General features: G+C 54.4%; 22 protein-coding genes. 8 read left to right on the top strand and 14 right to left on the bottom strand.

What is annotated here, in order from left to right:
• Nucleotides 1-3: 3 nt before the first annotated feature.
• Together MOMUL_RS03600 and MOMUL_RS03595 are read right to left on the bottom strand one after the other, a co-directional pair.
• The gene (locus MOMUL_RS03600) at nucleotides 4-516 is read right to left on the bottom strand and encodes an A24 family peptidase (RefSeq protein WP_062281652.1); all 513 of its coding nucleotides are present in this window, start codon (nucleotides 514-516) and stop codon (nucleotides 4-6) included.
• 87 nt (nucleotides 517-603) lie between these two features.
• A complete protein-coding gene (locus MOMUL_RS03595) occupies nucleotides 604-786 on the bottom strand; it encodes a Flp family type IVb pilin (RefSeq protein ID WP_062281650.1) in 183 nt (60 codons plus the stop codon).
• A gap of 237 nt (nucleotides 787-1,023) precedes the next feature.
• Here MOMUL_RS03595 and MOMUL_RS03590 point away from each other — a divergent pair, with 237 nt between their 5' ends.
• The 5 genes from MOMUL_RS03590 to mqnC are packed head-to-tail and all read left to right on the top strand — an operon-like array spanning nucleotide 1,024 to nucleotide 5,556.
• On the top strand, nucleotides 1,024-1,656 hold the full coding sequence (locus MOMUL_RS03590; protein WP_062281649.1) for a TetR/AcrR family transcriptional regulator: 633 nt from the start codon (nucleotides 1,024-1,026) through the stop codon (nucleotides 1,654-1,656).
• Complete coding sequence (locus MOMUL_RS03585) at nucleotides 1,649-2,518, top strand: MTAP family purine nucleoside phosphorylase (RefSeq protein ID WP_062281646.1); 870 nt, start codon at nucleotides 1,649-1,651, stop codon at nucleotides 2,516-2,518. Before MOMUL_RS03590 ends, MOMUL_RS03585 begins: the two co-directional genes overlap by 8 nt.
• Nucleotides 2,519-2,524: 6 nt before the next feature.
• Entirely contained in the window at nucleotides 2,525-3,643 is a 1,119-nt protein-coding gene (gene mqnE / locus MOMUL_RS03580; protein WP_153018228.1) for an aminofutalosine synthase MqnE, read from the top strand.
• Nucleotides 3,636-4,517 (top strand): menaquinone biosynthetic enzyme MqnA/MqnD family protein, encoded by an 882-nt coding sequence (locus MOMUL_RS03575; protein WP_236712967.1) that lies wholly within the window; start codon nucleotides 3,636-3,638, stop codon nucleotides 4,515-4,517. The genes mqnE and MOMUL_RS03575 overlap by 8 nt, the downstream gene beginning before the upstream one ends.
• The gene (gene mqnC, locus MOMUL_RS03570) at nucleotides 4,486-5,556 is read left to right on the top strand and encodes a cyclic dehypoxanthinyl futalosine synthase (RefSeq protein WP_062281642.1); all 1,071 of its coding nucleotides are present in this window, start codon (nucleotides 4,486-4,488) and stop codon (nucleotides 5,554-5,556) included. Before MOMUL_RS03575 ends, mqnC begins: the two co-directional genes overlap by 32 nt.
• On the opposite strand, the gene MOMUL_RS17785 is transcribed toward mqnC, so the two are convergent.
• From MOMUL_RS17785 to MOMUL_RS03545, 6 genes are all read right to left on the bottom strand, one after another.
• Nucleotides 5,541-5,660 (bottom strand): phosphomethylpyrimidine synthase ThiC, encoded by a 120-nt coding sequence (locus tag MOMUL_RS17785; RefSeq protein WP_201786457.1) that lies wholly within the window; start codon nucleotides 5,658-5,660, stop codon nucleotides 5,541-5,543. The two genes, mqnC and MOMUL_RS17785, sit on opposite strands and share 16 nt — an antisense overlap.
• A gap of 72 nt (nucleotides 5,661-5,732) precedes the next feature.
• A complete protein-coding gene (locus MOMUL_RS03565; protein WP_062281638.1) occupies nucleotides 5,733-6,635 on the bottom strand; it encodes a VanW family protein in 903 nt (300 codons plus the stop codon).
• 28 nt (nucleotides 6,636-6,663) lie between these two features.
• Entirely contained in the window at nucleotides 6,664-7,092 is a 429-nt protein-coding gene (locus MOMUL_RS03560) for an EamA family transporter (RefSeq protein WP_062281635.1), read from the bottom strand.
• A 279-nt stretch (nucleotides 7,093-7,371) separates the two neighbouring features.
• Complete coding sequence (locus MOMUL_RS03555) at nucleotides 7,372-7,605, bottom strand: hypothetical protein (RefSeq protein WP_062281632.1); 234 nt, start codon at nucleotides 7,603-7,605, stop codon at nucleotides 7,372-7,374.
• A 52-nt stretch (nucleotides 7,606-7,657) separates the two neighbouring features.
• Complete coding sequence (locus MOMUL_RS03550) at nucleotides 7,658-8,938, bottom strand: Ger(x)C family spore germination protein (RefSeq protein WP_062281629.1); 1,281 nt, start codon at nucleotides 8,936-8,938, stop codon at nucleotides 7,658-7,660.
• A 59-nt stretch (nucleotides 8,939-8,997) separates the two neighbouring features.
• Nucleotides 8,998-10,662, bottom strand: a complete 1,665-nt coding sequence (locus tag MOMUL_RS03545; protein WP_062281626.1) for a spore germination protein — start codon at nucleotides 10,660-10,662, stop codon at nucleotides 8,998-9,000.
• A gap of 150 nt (nucleotides 10,663-10,812) precedes the next feature.
• Here MOMUL_RS03545 and MOMUL_RS03540 point away from each other — a divergent pair, with 150 nt between their 5' ends.
• The 3 genes from MOMUL_RS03540 (at nucleotide 10,813) to mntR (ending at nucleotide 12,823) form a co-directional block, all read left to right on the top strand.
• Entirely contained in the window at nucleotides 10,813-11,904 is a 1,092-nt protein-coding gene (locus MOMUL_RS03540) for a GerAB/ArcD/ProY family transporter (protein WP_062281623.1), read from the top strand.
• A gap of 64 nt (nucleotides 11,905-11,968) precedes the next feature.
• On the top strand, nucleotides 11,969-12,211 hold the full coding sequence (locus MOMUL_RS03535; RefSeq protein WP_062281620.1) for an alpha/beta-type small acid-soluble spore protein: 243 nt from the start codon (nucleotides 11,969-11,971) through the stop codon (nucleotides 12,209-12,211).
• Between the two features lie 138 nt (nucleotides 12,212-12,349).
• Nucleotides 12,350-12,823, top strand: a complete 474-nt coding sequence (gene mntR, locus MOMUL_RS03530; protein ID WP_064774320.1) for a transcriptional regulator MntR — start codon at nucleotides 12,350-12,352, stop codon at nucleotides 12,821-12,823.
• A gap of 6 nt (nucleotides 12,824-12,829) precedes the next feature.
• On the opposite strand, the gene MOMUL_RS16855 is transcribed toward mntR, so the two are convergent.
• The 6 genes from MOMUL_RS16855 to MOMUL_RS03500 form a co-directional block, all read right to left on the bottom strand.
• Nucleotides 12,830-14,230, bottom strand: coding sequence for a nucleoside recognition domain-containing protein (locus tag MOMUL_RS16855; RefSeq protein ID WP_062281617.1), 1,401 nt, complete (start codon nucleotides 14,228-14,230; stop codon nucleotides 12,830-12,832).
• Entirely contained in the window at nucleotides 14,230-15,018 is a 789-nt protein-coding gene (locus MOMUL_RS16850) for a FeoB small GTPase domain-containing protein (RefSeq protein WP_062281614.1), read from the bottom strand. Before MOMUL_RS16850 ends, MOMUL_RS16855 begins: the two co-directional genes overlap by 1 nt.
• 18 nt (nucleotides 15,019-15,036) lie before the next feature.
• Complete coding sequence (locus MOMUL_RS03515; RefSeq protein WP_062281611.1) at nucleotides 15,037-15,273, bottom strand: FeoA family protein; 237 nt, start codon at nucleotides 15,271-15,273, stop codon at nucleotides 15,037-15,039.
• 240 nt (nucleotides 15,274-15,513) lie between these two features.
• Entirely contained in the window at nucleotides 15,514-15,825 is a 312-nt protein-coding gene (locus tag MOMUL_RS03510; protein WP_064774319.1) for a putative Se/S carrier protein, read from the bottom strand.
• Nucleotides 15,818-16,969, bottom strand: a complete 1,152-nt coding sequence (locus MOMUL_RS03505) for an aminotransferase class V-fold PLP-dependent enzyme (protein WP_062281608.1) — start codon at nucleotides 16,967-16,969, stop codon at nucleotides 15,818-15,820. The genes MOMUL_RS03510 and MOMUL_RS03505 overlap by 8 nt, the downstream gene beginning before the upstream one ends.
• Before the next feature lie 188 nt (nucleotides 16,970-17,157).
• The gene (locus MOMUL_RS03500) at nucleotides 17,158-17,703 is read right to left on the bottom strand and encodes a Uma2 family endonuclease (RefSeq protein WP_062281605.1); all 546 of its coding nucleotides are present in this window, start codon (nucleotides 17,701-17,703) and stop codon (nucleotides 17,158-17,160) included.
• Between the last annotated feature and the right edge of the window lie 61 nt (nucleotides 17,704-17,764).

Genomic DNA, 17,764 nt, shown 5'->3' with positions numbered 1-17,764 from the left:
TTTTCACCCGCTCAAGTAAGTTAATAAAGTGCCGAGTGCTAGAACCGCGCCATACGGAAGCGTCTCCTCAGGGCTAGTCTGATTAAGGTTAAAACTTGGCCATGTTACGGGTAGACCCCGCAATAAAAAATAAGCATTTATCAACAGGGTATTAAGTGTAATTAAAAACCTCCCCTGGCGGGCCAGGTATACAACGGCCCAGCCGCCGCCCACCAGGGCGCTGAGTAAAAAGGCACGCCAGGTAAAATGCGGGCCTTGCAGGGCACCGATAACCGCCAGCATCTTGACATCGCCGGCCCCCAGTCCACCAAAATAAAAGGGCAACAATAATAGCAAGAAGCCTAAAATCATACCTGCTAAACTCTGCCCGACGCCGCCAATGCCGTTGGTCAGCCAGGCATAAAGGAAGCCAAATATAATAGCCGGTAGCAGTACCCGATTATAAATCAGGCGCTTGCTCAAATCCGTATAGGCGCAGGTAAGCAGGAGAATAAGCAGCACCGCGTCTTTTAGCACCGGTATCAACCCTTTGTTGCAATTAACCTTTTAAAATTCGGCCCTACTTAAGAACTTGAACTCAAGTAGGGCCGGCCCGCCTGGGAGTTATTGTGTGCTAGTTGCTTCATCAGAGAGCGTACCGCCGATTTTCTCGAACACTTTTCCAATACCGTCGCTTAAAAGTCCCAAAGCACCAATTAGAACAATTGCCACTAGAGCGATGATTAAACCGTATTCAGCCATTCCCTGCCCGTTCTCCTCATGAACAAGCCTCTTAAGTAATTGCATTATCCCGCCTCCTTTGTAATTGTTAATTTAATTTTAGCAATTTAGCAAAGGAGTTCCATCGGACTTCGGTCTCATTTTAAGCTATGACTTTAGTCCTATATCATTTCAGGACTGGTCCTAATTTTTACGCCTTAATTTAAGCTTAATTTAAGATTGACGTCCTCCCCGGAATGTTCTAGAATTGCAATTGAAGAGTTGAATGCCTGTTCATTGCTTGAAAATTGGGGGGAAGGGCTTTTGGTTTACCGGCGGACGAAAAAGGTAGATCAAAAGATAGAGGCTCGCCTGCAGGCCATTATGCAGGCGGCAAGGGAAGAATTTGCCCGCAACGGGTTTTATGGTACTTCGGTTAAAGATATCGCTCGCCGGGCGGGGGTGGGCATCGGCACGATTTACTTATACCTGCGCAATAAGGAAGCCCTTTTTACCGCCCTGGTCAACGAAGCCTACGAGATGGTCCTGGAACGTATTGCCCGGGCCCGCAAAAACGCCACTGGTGGACGCCAAAAACTCCAGGTCTCTATGGAGGCAGCCCTGGCGGTCTTACAGGAGAACCGTGACCTGGCCCGGGTAATGCTGGTCCAATCGCCGGCGGGCCACCCGGCGGTGGCAGAACAACTCTACGACTTGTTACGCCGTCTAACCAAGCTTGTAGAGGAAGACGTGCTAGAGGGTATCCAGAGGAAGGAGCTACCACCCCAGGATGCCCATGTCGCAGCTTTAGCTTTTGTAGGTACCTTTTACCAGGTGGTCATTAGCTGGCTGAAAGATGGTATTCCGGCTGATTTAACGGCGGCGGGGAAAGAGCTGGTAGCCTATAACTTGCGCGGTCTGGGTTATCGCCTGGAAGGAGACTTAGGAAATGATTGAAGAAAGGGTGCAGGCGGATATTGGCTTTATCGGTGGCTCGGGCACCTTTAGCCTGGATTTTCCTGAAGCTTTAAAGGATCCTGGAACAGAGGTACTGGCCCGGGATGTGGTTTTTGCTACCCCCTGGGGTCCCAGTGCTCCCTTAATCCTTTTTCGCACTGGTGACCCACCGCGCCGGGTGCTGGCGGCCAAGATGCATGGACGGATTCCCGGAGTCTCCTGGGGCGAGAGTTCGCAGCGCCTGTTCCATGCCTTTATGCAGGCTAAAGTCCGGAAGATCATTGCTGAGGGCGGTGTGGGGAGCGTAAATCACCTCCTGGATCCCCGGGACATTGTAGTGGTTACCGATTATATTGATTTTTCCATGCGCCGGGATGTTGGGCTCCAGGAGGGCTACTTGTCAATAATGCGCCAGCCTATTTGCCCTTCTCTACACAAGACTTTGGTAGAAACGGCTAGAGAGACCCCCCTGGGGCGGGTCTTTGACCGCGGCGTTTACCTGGTGACAGATGGGCGCCACTTTGAGAGCGTAGCCGAAGTAAACATGTTTCGGCAATGGGGGGCGGATGTCGTAGGCCAGACCCTCTGCCCCGAGGTCTACCTGGCGAGGGAAATGGGGGCCTGTTATGCCGGCATCTACCTGGTAGTAAATTACGGGGAAGGTGTGGTGAAACCCTGGGAACACAGGGAGTTAAAAGAGATCTTTTTTGAGGATGCCCCGGCTTTCGGCCGCATTGTCCTGAAGGCCCTGGGACGAGTGAGTTTTGATGAGGACTGTGGTTGCGCTACGCTGCGTAAACCCACCCTTTTGCGCCCGGAAAATATCGGTAAGTATTATAAACCCCGCATAGAAGGGAGTTGACAGGTCTTGTCAGCCATTATTGACCAAATACGTTCGGAACTCTCCCGGGGAGAATTGGCGGCCATAGCTGCCAAGGTGTATGCCGGGGAAAGGCTGAGCCGGGAAGACGGTATTCGCCTGTTCGAGAGCCAGGACCTCCTGGGCATTGGGTTCCTCGCCGACCTGGCTCGACGGCGGGCGTGCGGGGATGACGTTTACTTTATTAATAATGCCCACATTAATCATACTAATGTTTGTCAAAATCTCTGTGATTTATGTGCTTTTGGGAGGGAGGCAGGTAGTCCGGAGGCTTACACCCTTACCCTGGCTGAAGTCGAGGCAAAGGCCAGGGCGGCGGCTGCCGCAGGGGTCACCGAGATTCACATTGTCGGAGGTTTGAATCCGGAACTGCCTTATGAATACTACCTGGACCTGATCCGTACGGTGCGCCGGGTAGCGCCCCGGGCCTGCATCCAGGCCTTTGATGCCGTAGAAATTGACTTTATAGCGACCCAGGCCGGCCGGCCTGTAGCCGACGTACTCCAGGAGCTCCGGCAGGCGGGCCTGGATTCCCTACCCGGCGGCGGTGCCGAGATCTTTGCCCCGGAGGTACGCCGGCGCCTTTGTGCCAGAAAGATTGACGGCCAGCGCTGGCTCATGGTCCACGAAACCGCCCACCGCCTGGGTATACCCACCAACGCTACCATGCTCTATGGCCACCTGGAGACAGTAGCCGACCGGGTGGACCACCTCCTGGCCCTCCGGGAACTCCAGGACCGGACGGGGGGCTTCCTGGCCTTTATACCCCTGGCCTTTCACCCGGCCAACACGGCCTTTAGCAACCTGCCGGGAACCACCGGGGTGGACGACCTGAAGATGCTGGCCATCAGCCGCCTGCTCCTGGACAACTTCCGTCACATCAAGGCCTTCTGGATCATGATGGGACCGAAATTAGCCCAGGTGGCCTTGCATTTCGGGGTCAACGACCTGGATGGTACCGTACGGGAAGAACGTATTTTTCATGACGCGGGAGCCGCTACGCCCCAGTACCAGCCTGCCGAAAGCTTTTTGCGCAGCATCCGGGCCGCCGGTAGGATACCGGTGGAACGGGATACTCTGTACAGGGAAATCAGGCGCTATGCCTGAAAGGGGGATGGACATGGAATGGCCACGGCTGGGCCGGGTGAGTTACCTGAACTGCCTCCCACTTTTTTACGCTCTGGAGACAGGGCAGGTAAAAGTACCGGCCAAAATAATTGCTGACCACCCGGCGGTTTTAAATAAGGCCTTCCGGCAAGGGGAACTGGAGGTCACGGCCGTCTCTTCCCTGGCTTACGGGAAGTTTGCGGAAGAAGCCCTGGTTCTACCGGGATTATCTATCTCCTGCTACGGCAAGGTTGGCAGCGTGGTCCTGGTGAGCCGGGTACCGGTGGCGGAACTCGGGGGCCGGCCCCTTTCCCTTACACCTTATTCGGCTACCAGCGTAGTTTTATTGCGTATCCTCCTGCAACGGTTTTATCACGTTGCGCCAGACCTATTTATTCGCCCGGCCGGCACACCCCCGGATTGGGGCCAGCCGGAAGCATTGCTTGCTATCGGGGATGAAGCCCTGCAGGTTGTCCGGGCAGGTCGCTACCCCTTTGTTTATGACCTGGGGGAAGAGTGGCGCCAATTAACCGGCAAGCCAATGGTCTTTGCCCTCTGGGTCGCCAGGAGGGACTTTGCGGCTGCGTACCCGGAGGAACTGGCCGGTATCTGGCAGGCTTTACAGGCAGCCCGGGCCTGGGGAAAAAGGCACCCGGGGACCCTGGCGGCAGTAGGAGCCCAGATGCTGGGGGTGGAACCGGAATTCATCGAGGATTATTTTACCCTGTTAAACTATGACCTGGATTGGCCGCACCTGGAAGGCCTTTTAACCTTCTACCGCCTGGCCCATGCTGAGGGCTTACTACTACATCCGGTAGCTCTGGAAATCTGGGGAGGAGAAGATGAAGGAAACTATCGCTTGCAAAGTGCTTGACGGTGAGCGTTTGAGTTCTCATGAAGCGGGGCGCCTTTATCAAGAGGCCGGCTTGCTGGAACTTGGTTACCTGGCCAACCGGGTTCGCCAGAAGCTGCACCCCGAGGGGACGGTCACCTTTGTCGTGGACCGGAATATCAACTATACCAATATCTGCGTCAATGCTTGCCGTTTCTGCGCCTTCTATCGCCCGCCCGGTCACCCGGAAGGTTACGTCCTCAGCCGGGAGGAAATCGGCCGTAAAATAGAGGCGACCCTGGCTGCAGGTGGGACTCAGATCCTGATGCAGGGGGGCCTGCATCCCGATCTAGACCTGGCCTGGTTTGAGGACCTCTTTTCGTGGATTAAATCTCGCTATCCGGTCACCCTTCATTCCCTATCCCCCGTAGAAATCGATGACCTGGCCCGGAAGGAAGGGCTGCCGGTGGCAGAAGTTTTGCAGCGGCTGAAGAAGGCGGGCCTCGATTCCTTGCCTGGCGGAGGGGCGGAGATCCTGGTCGACAGTGTTCGTAACCGGGTTAGCCCTAAAAAGACTTCAACGGCCCGTTGGCTGGAGGTGATGCGCGCAGCCCATGCCCTGGGGATGAAATCAACAGCCACCATGGTTTTCGGATTGGGAGAAACTATTGGCGAGCGGATCGCCCACCTGGAAGCTATCCGGCAGCTTCAGGACGAAACGGGTGGTTTCACAGCCTTTATTCCCTGGAGTTTCCAACCAGGCAATACCGACCTGGGCGGTGAGGAGGTGGGCGCCTGCGAATACCTGCGGATACTCGCCCTTTCCCGGATTTACCTGGATAACTTCCCCAATATCCAGGTGTCCTGGGTAACCCAGGGAACCAAGATAGCCCAGACGGCCCTTTTCTTTGGCGCCAACGATTTCGGTTCCACTATGCTGGAGGAAAACGTCGTCCGGGCGGCAGGGGCTTACTTCCGCGCTGATCAGGAGGAGATCCTCCGCTGCATCCGGGCGGCTGGTTTCCGGCCCGCCCAACGCGATAATGAGTATCACATTTTGCGCTACTACGAGGCAGTGTAGTAATCAGCGCCAGCCCAGGCGCTTATGGCGCGGCCAAGGCCAGCGTTAATGTGGTCGTAACCAGCAGCTAAGTCGGTTACGGTAGTACCACAGTGCAGGGCCAAAAAGTCAATCCCGTCGGCAGCTCAGCCCACCCCTGGCACGTCAAGGTGATTTTTCTACCAGCTGGCGCGCAATTATTTCTTAATTAGGGGACCCCGTTCTACAAGGCAAGGGCTGGCTTGATAGCGGCTAATGCCAAGGTCTTTGCGGATAATTTTACCATTTGGCTGTTCAATGGTAACCCAGGAACGAACGGTAATACCATCCTGGCCGGGAAAAATTACCTTTTCTGTCCCGGGGGGTAAGGAAGGATTGTATTTATATTCCGTCCAGCTTTCAGTTTTCCCTAGAATTTCATGATGCCAGGTTACCCTGGGTGGCTTTTCCCGGCCGTAAAAGGCAATGTAGAGGGTATCGCCGTAAGTATCAGCCCAGATGACCAGGGGGCTGGTGGTATTGTTGCGAAAGCGAAAATCATAGGTGCCATAGGCAACCGTAGCATCCTGACCTGGAGGTACGTAGGGCACTGTTAATGAGTGGGGATAACGCTCAATGATTTCCAGGTTGGCCAGGATGGCTACGTTGTATAAGACCGAGGCAATTTTACAAACCCCACCGCCCTCGCTGGGAATGATTTTATTACCTGCAAACATGGGACCATCGCGGTAACCGCGGGCTTTGGTATATGGTCCTAAAAGTTTATTCTGCGAAAAAATTTCCCCGGGTTTAAGAACGGTGCCGGCAAGCCTGTCGGCAGCCAAGGCCACATTGTATGCTTCCCAGAGAATAGGGTCGGGTAAACTGGCGTGATAGGACGCCATGAGAACAGGGGTGTCATACTTTCTTAAAAGTTCTTCTACCTCCCTGTTCCCGGCCCAGGGCAGCGTTTCGTTACCCGAGACAACGTTTTCCGTTTTATATTGCGACGAACCTGAGGGTATAGAATGGATCACCTGCCGGCCTTTAGACCAGTCCAACCATAGCCAGGTTAGGAGCAACCCGGCAATAATAAATAATATCAAGTAAATAATACGCAAAGGGTTACACCCCTCGCCAGGTGGTCGGTCACCTTCCCACCAATCCTACCAGAAAAACCCCCAGACAAATAAACAAACCGCCCAGCAATTTATTCCAGCTAATTTCTTCGGCAAAAATAAGTGCAGACAGGATAAGGGTAATAAAGGGAGAGGTACTTATAATTAAATTTACTTCAGCCGGCTGGCCGTGTTTTAAGGCGGAGTAATAGGCCAGGTCACCGGCCACAGCAGTAAAGAAAGCTTCGGCAGTGAGAAAACACCAGGATTTGAGGGGTATAGCCAAAAGATAGCCCAGGCCCCCCCTGTAAATTACCCATGGAGCTACCAGCCCCCCGGCCAGAAAGGTACGGGCTATTAATCCCGCCGCGGCGGATACATCCAGTAAAGCAACTTTGCCAAAAAGCGGAGCTATACCCCAGCAAAGGGCTCCTAGCAAGGCGAAGCTAAGGGGATTCACGTCCAACACCCCCATAGGAAAGATTATTCATTTTTTCTCCGAATAGAACTATTAACATTCAACTTCGCCGCGACATGAGCCCTAGCTTAGCTATTAGCTCGCACCGGGACCGGCGTTGCCAATTAAACCTGTCGCTATGTGTTTGCCTTTGGTATAGGTAATATTTGTTCGGGCAATAACGGCCGCTATTTGGCCATTACTCCCTAACTGTAATTCCTGATTACCAGTTCAGTTACCGGTCCGCGCCTGTCGGCGCGGCAGTTGAAAGCAGCAGCTGCCTTATTCCTGGGGGTCCAGGACCAACCGGGCCAGCGGCTCAAAAAATTTGATGAGTGCCTCCGAAGGAAAGAATATTTTATGCCCCAGGGACCAGGGAACCCCCAGGGCCAGCCCCATCAGGGAGAGGACGGCAAAAGCGAGTAGTTCCCGCCAGGCCCGGCGCCGGACCAGGGGCGGGACATCCAGGAGAAAAATAATGGTATATACAACCACTAAAATGAACAAACCTGCCATTAAGGCACTCCTTACATAGCAAGTCTCAGAAGGGAGCAGGCTGCTTTAACTACTAGCGCGCCCCGGGTTGCCAGGGACGACCTGTCATCCCAGTACGTCTTAATTTAGCTTCGACATTGATGGCAACAGGCAGCTTTTTAAATTCTTCGTTCCAGCGTCCCTGTAGCTGGTGCCACAGTTCAGGTTGTTGGCGATGGAGGGCGCCGCCGAAGCCGAAAACATCAGCTCCCACCATCTTAGCCTGATTGAGGGCACTGCTGATTTCAGCCGTAATCTGTGCTGCCATCTGGCTTTCTAGCGATTTAATGGCCTCTTCCCTGGTAAAGTCCAGGTTGCACTGCTGTTCCAGAAGCTCGCCCTCCACCCTTAGCTTGATCTTACCCTGGAGCTGGCCCCCTTGCATGTCGACGCTTACATCTGCGCGGGCTTCAGTTATATCTACGGCAACCTTAGTATTATTTCCCTGGCAACGTAACGCCAGTACGGCCCGCCGTACTTTATTGCGCACCCAGGCCCACCCGCGGACTTGATCTTTATCCAGCCACGCCACCAGTTTGTCGTGGTAAAAAAGGCCGGCACCGTTGAGGTGCACCGTCCTTACCGTTTCCGGTTCCTCTACCCGTCCCTCTGTACTCCCGGTTCCCCGGGAACCGCCGCTGCTTGACGACGCACCCGTGCCAATATGGGGCGGGAACGGCTGGGGACTAAGCTCCAGAACCGGCAGGACAGTGGTTCCCGCTTCATTGGATAAATCAAAAAAAACGTCGTTAACATTAGGAATAAAACCGTAGCCACTGCTCTGCACCCACTTGCGGAGACCGCTTATTTCCTTGCCCAGGGTTGTTTCCATGTCCCCCTGCACTTTTATTAATATCTCCCGTGCCGTTCCCCGGGTGAGCATAATCAAGGTCGTGCGGCGCAATTCCGGGTTCCGGTCAATAAAATCAAGCACCTCTCCCAGGCCCCGGCGGGCCATTTCTTCTCCTACCAGTACGGCGTTAGTATGGGCAAGATAAGCCCGGCGGGGGAGGGTGGTGGTAATTTGCCTGTTGGCAGCTATAATGGTTTTTCCACTGCCGCTGCGGAGGGTAGCCTGGCGATGAGGTAAAGTTCCCCCTCCTCCCCTTTCGCCCCCACCGGTAGCACCCGGCCGGACGAATTCATAGGTTAAAAGACGCTGCTCTCCTGCCAGGTCTACCGCCATGCTGGACAGGAAGGCCAGTTCATTTATCTCCCGGCGATCCCAGCAGCCGTTCAAGAACAGGGCCGTCAAAAGGGCTACCAGGCCAAGGGTTACGTATAAAAAATAATTGCTTCCGGCTTTAGAAACCAATATACCACTTCCCAATCGTTCTCGCCACTAAACGCCATAAGGCCTCTCTGGCAGTTAATTTATCTCTTCCTCGCCAGCTTCCCCGTTTTTTTTTTCCCTTTCCTGGCTGGAACGCTTTTCCCATTGCCTTCACCCAACTGCGTTTCCAATTCATCCTGGGCATTTTTATCTCTAGATGTAATAAAAGGGTGCAAGCCTGGTTTTATACGCCATAAATCTCGCCAGCCGGTGAGAACGGGCCGCCAGAGCATGGCCCACCAGGGCACCCTCACCACCAGGTCTTTTTGCGCTTCCCAAATAAATGGTGCCAGGGGGCTGAGATAAGGCTCACCAAAACTCCTCAGGCTCACCAGGTGGATTAAAATGACCAGCAAGCCGGCAAAAATACCAAGCAAGCCCAGAAAACCGGCTAAAAGAATCATCGGCAGGCGAAGCATCCTCACGGCCTGGCTCAGGCCAAATGTAGGTATGGTGAACGAAGCGATGGCTGTAGCGGCAATAACGATGACCATTGCCGCCGACATCAGCCCCGCCCGGACGGCTGCTTCACCGATAACCAGGGCTCCTACAATGCTGATCGCCGTGCCTATGGCCCGGGGCAACCTTATGCCGGCTTCAATGAGAATTTCAAAAAGCACCTGCATGATTAAAGCTTCAACAACGGCCGGGTACGGCACCAGCTCACGCTGGGCAGCGATAGATATCGCCAGGGGGGTCGGAATCATTTCCTGGTGGAAGGTAGTCAATGCTACATAAAGGGACGGCAGTAGCAGGGCGATAAATATTCCTAAAAAGCGAAACAGGCGTATCCCAATAGTTAAAGGCCAGCGCTCATAATAATCGTCCGGGGCATGCAACTGGGATATCAGGCTGCCCGGGAGGATCAGGGCAAAGGGTGTACCATCAGTCAGGACGGCTATCCTCCCTTCTAATAAATCGGCAACCAGTTTATCCGGCCTTTCCGTGCGGTTAAGCTGGGGAAAGGGAGAATTGGGAGCGTCTTCAATGAGTTCCTCAATATAGCCGCTTTCCAGGATGCCGTCAATATCAATGCGCTGCAACCGGCGGCGGAGTTCCTCAAGAATTCCCTTTAATACCAGTCCTTCCAGGTAACAGATAACCACCTTGGTGTGGGTACGCCGGCCCAGGTTCATAGCTTCAAAACGAAGCTCGGGCGCACGCAACCGCCGCCTGATGAGAGAGATATTCGTTGCTAAATTTTCAGCAAATCCCTCGCGGGGGCCACGGATACTAACTTCATTGACAGGTTCTTCGACCGGCCTTTTTTCCCAACCTTCTATACTGAGCAGCAGGCACCGGCTATATCCTTCAACCATTAAAACCGCCTTGCCGTCCAGCAAGCCGGTGATTATCTTTGACCACAGCCGCTCTTCTTGAAGATCGCCGATGGTTAACCTGGCACGGATCAACCGGCTGAATCTTGCTTTATCCCCCGGCAGTGGTATTGCCTGCAAGGCTAACAGGGAACGCAGGATATCCCGCTGGACCACATCCCGGTCGATCAGGGTTTCCAGGTAAACCAGCGCCAGTTTGTTACCCGGCAGCTCTATCTCCCTGATGACCAGGTCCTCACTCCGGCCAAAGGTTTTTTTAAGGTATTCAATGTTAGCTTCAAGCCTGGTAGTTATTGGCAGGGCGTGTTCGTTTGAAGTTTGCTTGCCTGGGGTGGCTTCGCGCCATAAAAGACGCCATAACCAGAGCAAAGCCAGCACCTTCTCTAGCCAAAATTGTGGAACTTGATGGAACTAGTATGAAACCCGCTATGGCTTTGTATACCAAGAGCAGTTGTATATTTCCCCTTTAAGTGGAAATATTATTTAGGAAATACTGTCCGGTCACCAGGAGGAATAACCGTGGGTGAAAAAGGCAGGATATCTCTCTGGCAATTTTTTTTGCTCGTTACCGGGTACCTTATTGGTACCTCTACCCTGATCGTCCCTGTCGGGCCGGCCAAACAGGACGCCTGGATATCTTATCTTCTAGCGGGAACCATAGGCCTGGGTGCGGCCTATTGCTATACTGCCCTCGGCCGGCGCTTCCCGCGAGAATCACCGGTGCAATATGCCTCCCGGGTTTTAGGGCGATGGCTGGGAACCTGCTTGAATATTATTTTTCTCTGGTACGCCCTGCACCTGGCGGCCCTGGTTTTGCGTAACGTTGTTGATTTATACAAGCTGATCGTTTTGCCCCAAACGCCAATGGAAATCGTTGCCGGGGTTTTTGCCGGCCTGGCCGCCTACGCCGTTCGCCTGGGGATAGAAGTCCCGGCCCGGATGGGCGAACTGCTACTTCCTTTTATTATCTTTGCCATTTTAGTTCTCACCGCCCTGGCTGTATCTGTCCCGGGACTGGTTCACTGGGAAGCCCTCCTCCCGGTTATGGAAAGGGGGCCGCTGCCTGTCCTGCGCGGGGTCTACCCGGCCTTTGTTTTTCCCTTCGGCGAAGCCGTCTTCTTTTTGGTTCTTTTACCTTTTTTAACCGAACCCCAAAAAAGCTTTGCTCCCTTCGCCCGGGCCGTAATCATAGCAACATTGCTCACCACGCTGGTACTGGTACGTAACATCATCGTCCTGGGCGCATCCGAAACGGCGCGCATTAATTTCCCCAGCCTTATAGCCATCCAGATGATTAATATCGGCGACTTTTTGCAACGCCTGGAACCGGTCATCATTTTCGTATGGAGCTTTACCATTTTATTAAAACTGAGTGTTGTCTACTATACCTTTACCCTGGGCTCGGCCCAGCTTCTAGGCCTGCAGGATTACCGCCCCCTCGTGCTACCGGCAGGCCTTCTGCTAACCTTTTTAGCCATGAGCCTCTATGAAAATTTTTCCCAAATGTTAATCTTTGCCGGCCGCGCTTTCCCGTTTTATTTCCTCCCTGCTTACCTGATCTACCCGGCCTCGCTGCTCCTGGTAGCTAAAATACGCAACATTAAAGGGTGAGACTGCTACTAACAGGTACATAATTCCCTGCCTGTACCGGTACAATATTGCGGGGGTGATTAAAATGGGCCACAAAAAGGATAATGACCGGCTGCGGACGGAAAGACAGCTCGAGAAATTAAAGTGGGAAACGGCCAAAGAATTGGGCCTGGATGATGACCTGGCCAACCCGGGAGATGAGTTGACCACCAGGGAAGCCGGTAAAATCGGCGGCAATATGGTGCGCAAGCTGGTCAAGGCCGGGGAAAAGGCCCTGGCCGGGGAGGGCGATCGGAAAGCCCGTTTAAACCTGCAGGATGAGCTATAGCCGGTCATAAACCGGCTTGTTTTTTGGACTTTATTGCCGCGACCGGCTTCAGGTGTACCATGGCCTTTTAGTCCGGGCAAAAAACTGTGCCTCCCGGCATAAAGTTTAGCAGGCAAGAAACTTCCGGGAGGGAGAGCCATGTTGACGGAAAGCATGGAAGATTACCTGGAGATGATCTACAGGTTAACCCAGGAAAAAGGTTATGTCCGGGCGGTCGACCTGGCCGGAGCCCTGAACGTCCAGCCTTCATCCGTGACCAGAATGATACAAAAGCTCCATGAAGAGGGTTTTATCCAGTACGAAAAGTACCGGCACATTGCCCTCACCGATAAAGGAAAACGGCTGGGGTATTTCCTCGTCTGGCGCGACGCCATGCTCAAAGAGTTTTTAACCCTCCTCAATGCCCGGGTAGGAGTGGAAGAACAGGTAGAAGGCATCGAGCATTACATCACGCCGCCTACCATGTGCCTGTTCCGCAACCTGGTCCAGTATTTTCGTACCCATCCCGAGTGCCTGGAGGAACTCCAGGCCATGAACCGGCTCAACAAGTACCCGGAAGGAGAAAAACTGGAAGACCTCAGGGCCTGGCTGTTCCGCCACAGCAGCGACTAGGGATCGTTACCCCCCAAGCGCGGCTCCTAATAGACCTGCCAGCAGCTTTACCAGGAAGCAGGCAGCCAGGCCCAGGGCCGTCGGGATTACAGCCGCCAGGAGGGGCCATTTCAGGCTTTTCGTTTCTTTATAAATGGTCAGCAGGGTGGTCCCACAGGGCCAGTGCATCAGGGAAAAGAGCATGACATTAAGGGCGGTAACCCAGGTCCACCCGTGTCGCACCAGGATTTCTCCCAGCGTGGCCAGGCTATCCACCTCTGTGAGCATGCCTATTGAGAGGTAACTCATCAACAGGATGGGGATGACGATCTCATTGGCCGGTAGGCCCAGGATGAAGGCCAGGAGTATGTAGCCATCCAGGCCCACAGCCTTTCCTAAGGGCTGCAGCCAGCCGGCCATGTGGTCGATAATACTGAAAGCGCCCAGGTGGACATTGGCCAGGACCCAGGTAAAGGCTCCGGCCGGGGCGGCCACCAGGACAGCCCTGGCCAGCACATAGAGGGTCCGGTCCAGGACGGAGCGGGTGATTACCCGTAACACCTGGGGCGGCCGGTATGGGGGCAATTCCAGGGTAAAGGATGAGGGTACACCTTTCAGGAGGGTCCGGGAGAGCAACCAGGAAGTAAAAAACATCAGTACAATACCCAGCAAGATAATCCCAGCCACGGTGAGGGTTGCTGCCACTGCCCCGGCCGCCGTGGTGAGCAAACCGCCCATAAAGATAGCGGCCAGGGTAATTAGCGTAGGCAAACGACCGTTGCAGGGGGAAAAATTGTTGGTCAGGATGGCCAGCAGCCGTTCCCGGGGGGAATCAATGATGCGGCAGCCCACGACGCCGGCAGCATTGCAGCCGAAGCCCATGCACATGGTTAAAGCCTGCTTGCCATGAGCGCCGGCCTTTTTAAAGAAATTGTCCAGGTTGAAGGCAATGCGCGGCAGGTAACCCAGGTCCTCCAGGAGGGTAAACAGGGGGAAAAAGATGGCCATGGGCGGCAGCATGACGGCAACTACCCAGGCCAGGGTGCGGTACATGCCCAGGACCACAATGCCATGTAACCAGGCAGGGGCACCCAGCTGGTGGAATAAGCTGGTAAGTATATCCTGGAAAGCAAATAGTAAGCTGGCCAGCAGCGCGGAGGGGTAATTGGCCCCCTTTAGAGTCAGCCAGAAGACAACGGCCAGCAAAGCCAGCATGATGGGGTATCCCCAGAGCCTGGAGGTTAAAATGGCATCCAGCCGCCAGTCAAAATCCTGGCATGGTGCAGGTGCCACCTTAACCGTCCGGTAAGCAATAGTTTGCGCCCGTGCGTAAAGGGCCGCCACAATCCGGTCGCGGTAAGAATCCTCCGGGTCACCGGCCAGGCGCCGGGCCTCAACAAGTACCGGGTCGGTTTTCTGGCCAGTCATTATGCCAGCACCTCTTTTACCTGTAGCTTTATCCCGGGCTCAGATAAGTCGACACCTAAAAATTGTTGTATTCCCTGTAACAGGGTTGCGTCGCCTTCCAGCAGGCGCAGGGCCACCCACCGGGCATTGAGCCGGCCTTTAAGATGCGGTTGCAGTTGCCCTACCAGCCTGGCCGCGGCCGCTTCAATATCGTCATCATAAATTATCGGTGTGGGAACCGGGCGCATCGCGCCTGTAGCCACGGCCGCGATGACGTCTTTCAAACGGCCAAGACCCTCACCCTTTCTGGCAGCCGCCGGTACCACCGGTACCCCCAGTTCGCCGGCCAGGAGGGGTACGTCAATCACGATATTTTTCCGCCGGGCTTCGTCCATGAGATTCAAGCAAACTACCACTGCGGTAGTTGTTTCTATTACCTGGAGGACCAGGTTGAGGTTACGTTCCAGGCAGGTGGCATCGACGACCACCACCGTGACATCGGGCCTGCCGAAGCAGATAAAATCCCGGGCCACCTGTTCTTCGGCGGAATTGGCCAGCAAGGAATACGTACCCGGGAGGTCTACCAGGTTAAAGGTATGGCCCTGGTGGGTAAATCTGCCCCGGGCCTGCAAAACCGTTTTCCCCGGCCAGTTGCCGGTATGCTGCCTTAAGCCCGTGAGGGCATTAAAAACCGTGCTCTTGCCGGCATTGGGATTCCCGGCCAAGGCTACCAGGTAGCTGCCTGTTCTGGCCGGGAGAAAGTTTTCCCGTAAAGTACGAAAGCCTGTTGCCTGGTTTGTTAGCCCCATTCTGGCCACCCTCCTGCTTTACACCGTCCGCACCAGAACCTGCCGGCCTTCTTCCCGCCGCAGGGCAATGGTCGCCCCGCGGATAAAAAAGGCCGTAGGGTCACCACTGGGACTGCGGCGTAAAGCCACCACCCTGGTGCCCGGTACCAGCCCGAGATCCAGGAGGCGGCGCCGGGTCAGGCCCCATGCTTGTAAGGAAACTACTTCGCCGGAACTGCCCGGCCTGAGGTTGCTGAGGCTAGTGATCGTACTCATTGGCACTCCCCTCTTCTTACCTGATACCTGATATAGCCCGGCTTCCTTAACCCACATTTTTGCTTGCCACGCAATCCCTTGCCGGCGGGCAACTTTCTGATATCAGGCTATGCCGCCCGCCAGGCCGGTGTTACCCCTGCCTTTTAAACCGGGAAAGAAAAATTTTAGCTTAGTAGATGTGTAGCTATACCATGGTGGTATAAATTTCATGGTATAAATTTAAAAGGTCCTGAGCTCAACTCAGGACCCGCTCTCCTCTCCTTCCCGCAAATCGCCTGCTTCATATTTCTCAATTGCCTCTATTACCCGGATGCGACCGCGGTCTTTGAGCACCTTCACCTTTTTTTCCAGCCTGACGCCTGCTGCCTGAAGAAGGGCTAAGGCGTGCACGCTTATTTCCGGCTCCAGCTCCAGAGCCAGGCCGCACAAGGAACTCAGCTCCCGGGGCATTGGTATGAGCCGCCCTTGAAGTCCGGCTCCCTGGACGGTCTTTTCCGCCTTGAGGGCATAATGGGTGGAAGGAAAGGTCAGCAATACCAGTTCCTCAGGCATCCCGCAGCACCCCTACCAGTTCCCGCACGGCAGCCAGGGTGGTCTCGATTTCGGCCGGGGTATTAAAGTACCCCGGGCTCAGCCGCAAGGTACCTGTCGCCAGGGTACCGGCAGTCTGGTGGGCCAGGGGGGCGCAGTGGAGACCTGAACGAGTTGCAATTTCATAATGATCCGCCAGCCAGGCGCCGGCCTCCCCTGCCGAGATACCCCGGATATTGATTGATATCACCGGTACCCGCCTTTCCGGCTCCGCAGGGCCGTAGACAGTCACTTCCGGGATTTGCCGCAAGCCCTCTAAAAGCTGGCCTGTCAGCTCCCGGGTATGCCGGCGGATCTTCTCTAACCCAGTTTCCTGGATAAATCTTACCCCTGCACCCAGGGCGGCAATGGCCGGGGCGTTGATGGTGCCGCTTTCAAATTTGTCTGGCATTATTTCCGGCTGGGTAAACAACTCCGAATTGCTTCCCGTACCACCATAGATGAGCGGCCTGATAGTATCCGGGTAACGAATATACAGGCCGCCGGTCCCGGGAGGGCCCATTAACCCCTTATGTCCGGTAAAGGCCAGCAGGGTAATCCCGGCCGTTTCAACATCGATGGGAATTTCTCCGGCCGTCTGGGCCGTATCTACCAGGAACTGGAGGTGGTGGCGGCGGGCGATCTCGCCAACTTCAAAAATCGGCATAATGGTACCGGTAACATTGGAAGCATGGGTGAGGCAAATCAGCCTGGTACGGGACTGGATTGCTTTTTCCACCGCCAGGGGATCCAGGGTGCCGTCGGCGGCGCAGTTAACGACGGTAAATTCCACTCCCCTGTTTTTCAGGGCGTATAAGGGCCGGACCACGGCATTATGTTCCATGCCGCTGATAATGACATGGTCCCCGGGTTCCAGCAACCCCTGGAGGGCCAGGTTCAGGGCTGCGGTAGCATTGACCGTGAAGACTATCTGTTCCGGCTCCCGGATGCCGAAAAGAGCTGCCAGCAGTTCCCGCGTTTCTAGGACTGCCCGGCCGGCGTCCAGGGCACCTTTATTGCCCCCGCGGTTAACGCTGCCGCTCAACTGCCGTAAAGATACGTCAGCCATCTGGTAAACGGCCTCAGGCTTGGGCCAGGAGGTGGCGGCATTATTCAGGTAAATCATGCGCTAATCCCTGACGCTCCCTATCCCGGTTGGAAGAGCCGGGTTATTTTCCAGCAGGTCTCCCCTGCTATCCATATAATATAATATTCTTTTTTTACCCGCGATACCCTGTATATGTAACATAACTTTTCGTTATAAGTCCATCCAGGCAGAGGACTTCTTCTCCCGCAGCAATAAACCGTTGAAACTTAAAAAACCCGGTCTAAATCTAAATCTAACTCGGGTAAAACTGTGGAAGTAAAAGGTTTCTTGCCCCGCCGGGTGTAGAGCTCTCTTTTATCTCCTCCGGGAGTAAAAGTGCAAACTTCGATGGTCTGGGCCACCGGGTGGACAAACCATATCTCCCGCACCTGGTGGGCGGCATATAACTTTTTCTTGATTACTTGATCCCGTTCGGCGGTAGAAGGGGAGAGTATTTCAATTACCAGGTCCGGCCCGCCTTTGATATTGGCTTCAGTGATGATAGCCCGTCTTTCGTTGCTGATAAAGATGATATCCGGCTGGACGACATCTTCCGGTGTTAAATAAACATCAATAGGTGAGTGGAGAATTATCCCTATCTTTTGCTCTTCCACATGCTGGCGTAAAATAAACTCCAGGTTCCCGGAAACCATCTGGTGGATGACACTCGGTGCCGGTACCATATACAGCTTCCCCCCGATGAGTTCGTATCTTTTGTCCTCCGGTAGCTGGCAATAGTCCTCGTAAGTAAATTTAACCTCGTTAACGGCCATGTTTCATCCCTCCCGGGACATTTCCTTTAGTGGTATTGTACCATTTGTTTACCCGGCTTAA

The organism is Moorella mulderi DSM 14980 (genome assembly GCF_001594015.1).
In the GTDB taxonomy this organism is placed as follows: domain Bacteria; phylum Bacillota; class DSM-521; order Neomoorellales; family Neomoorellaceae; genus Neomoorella; species Neomoorella mulderi.
This window is presented reverse-complemented; position numbering and strand designations above follow the sequence as displayed.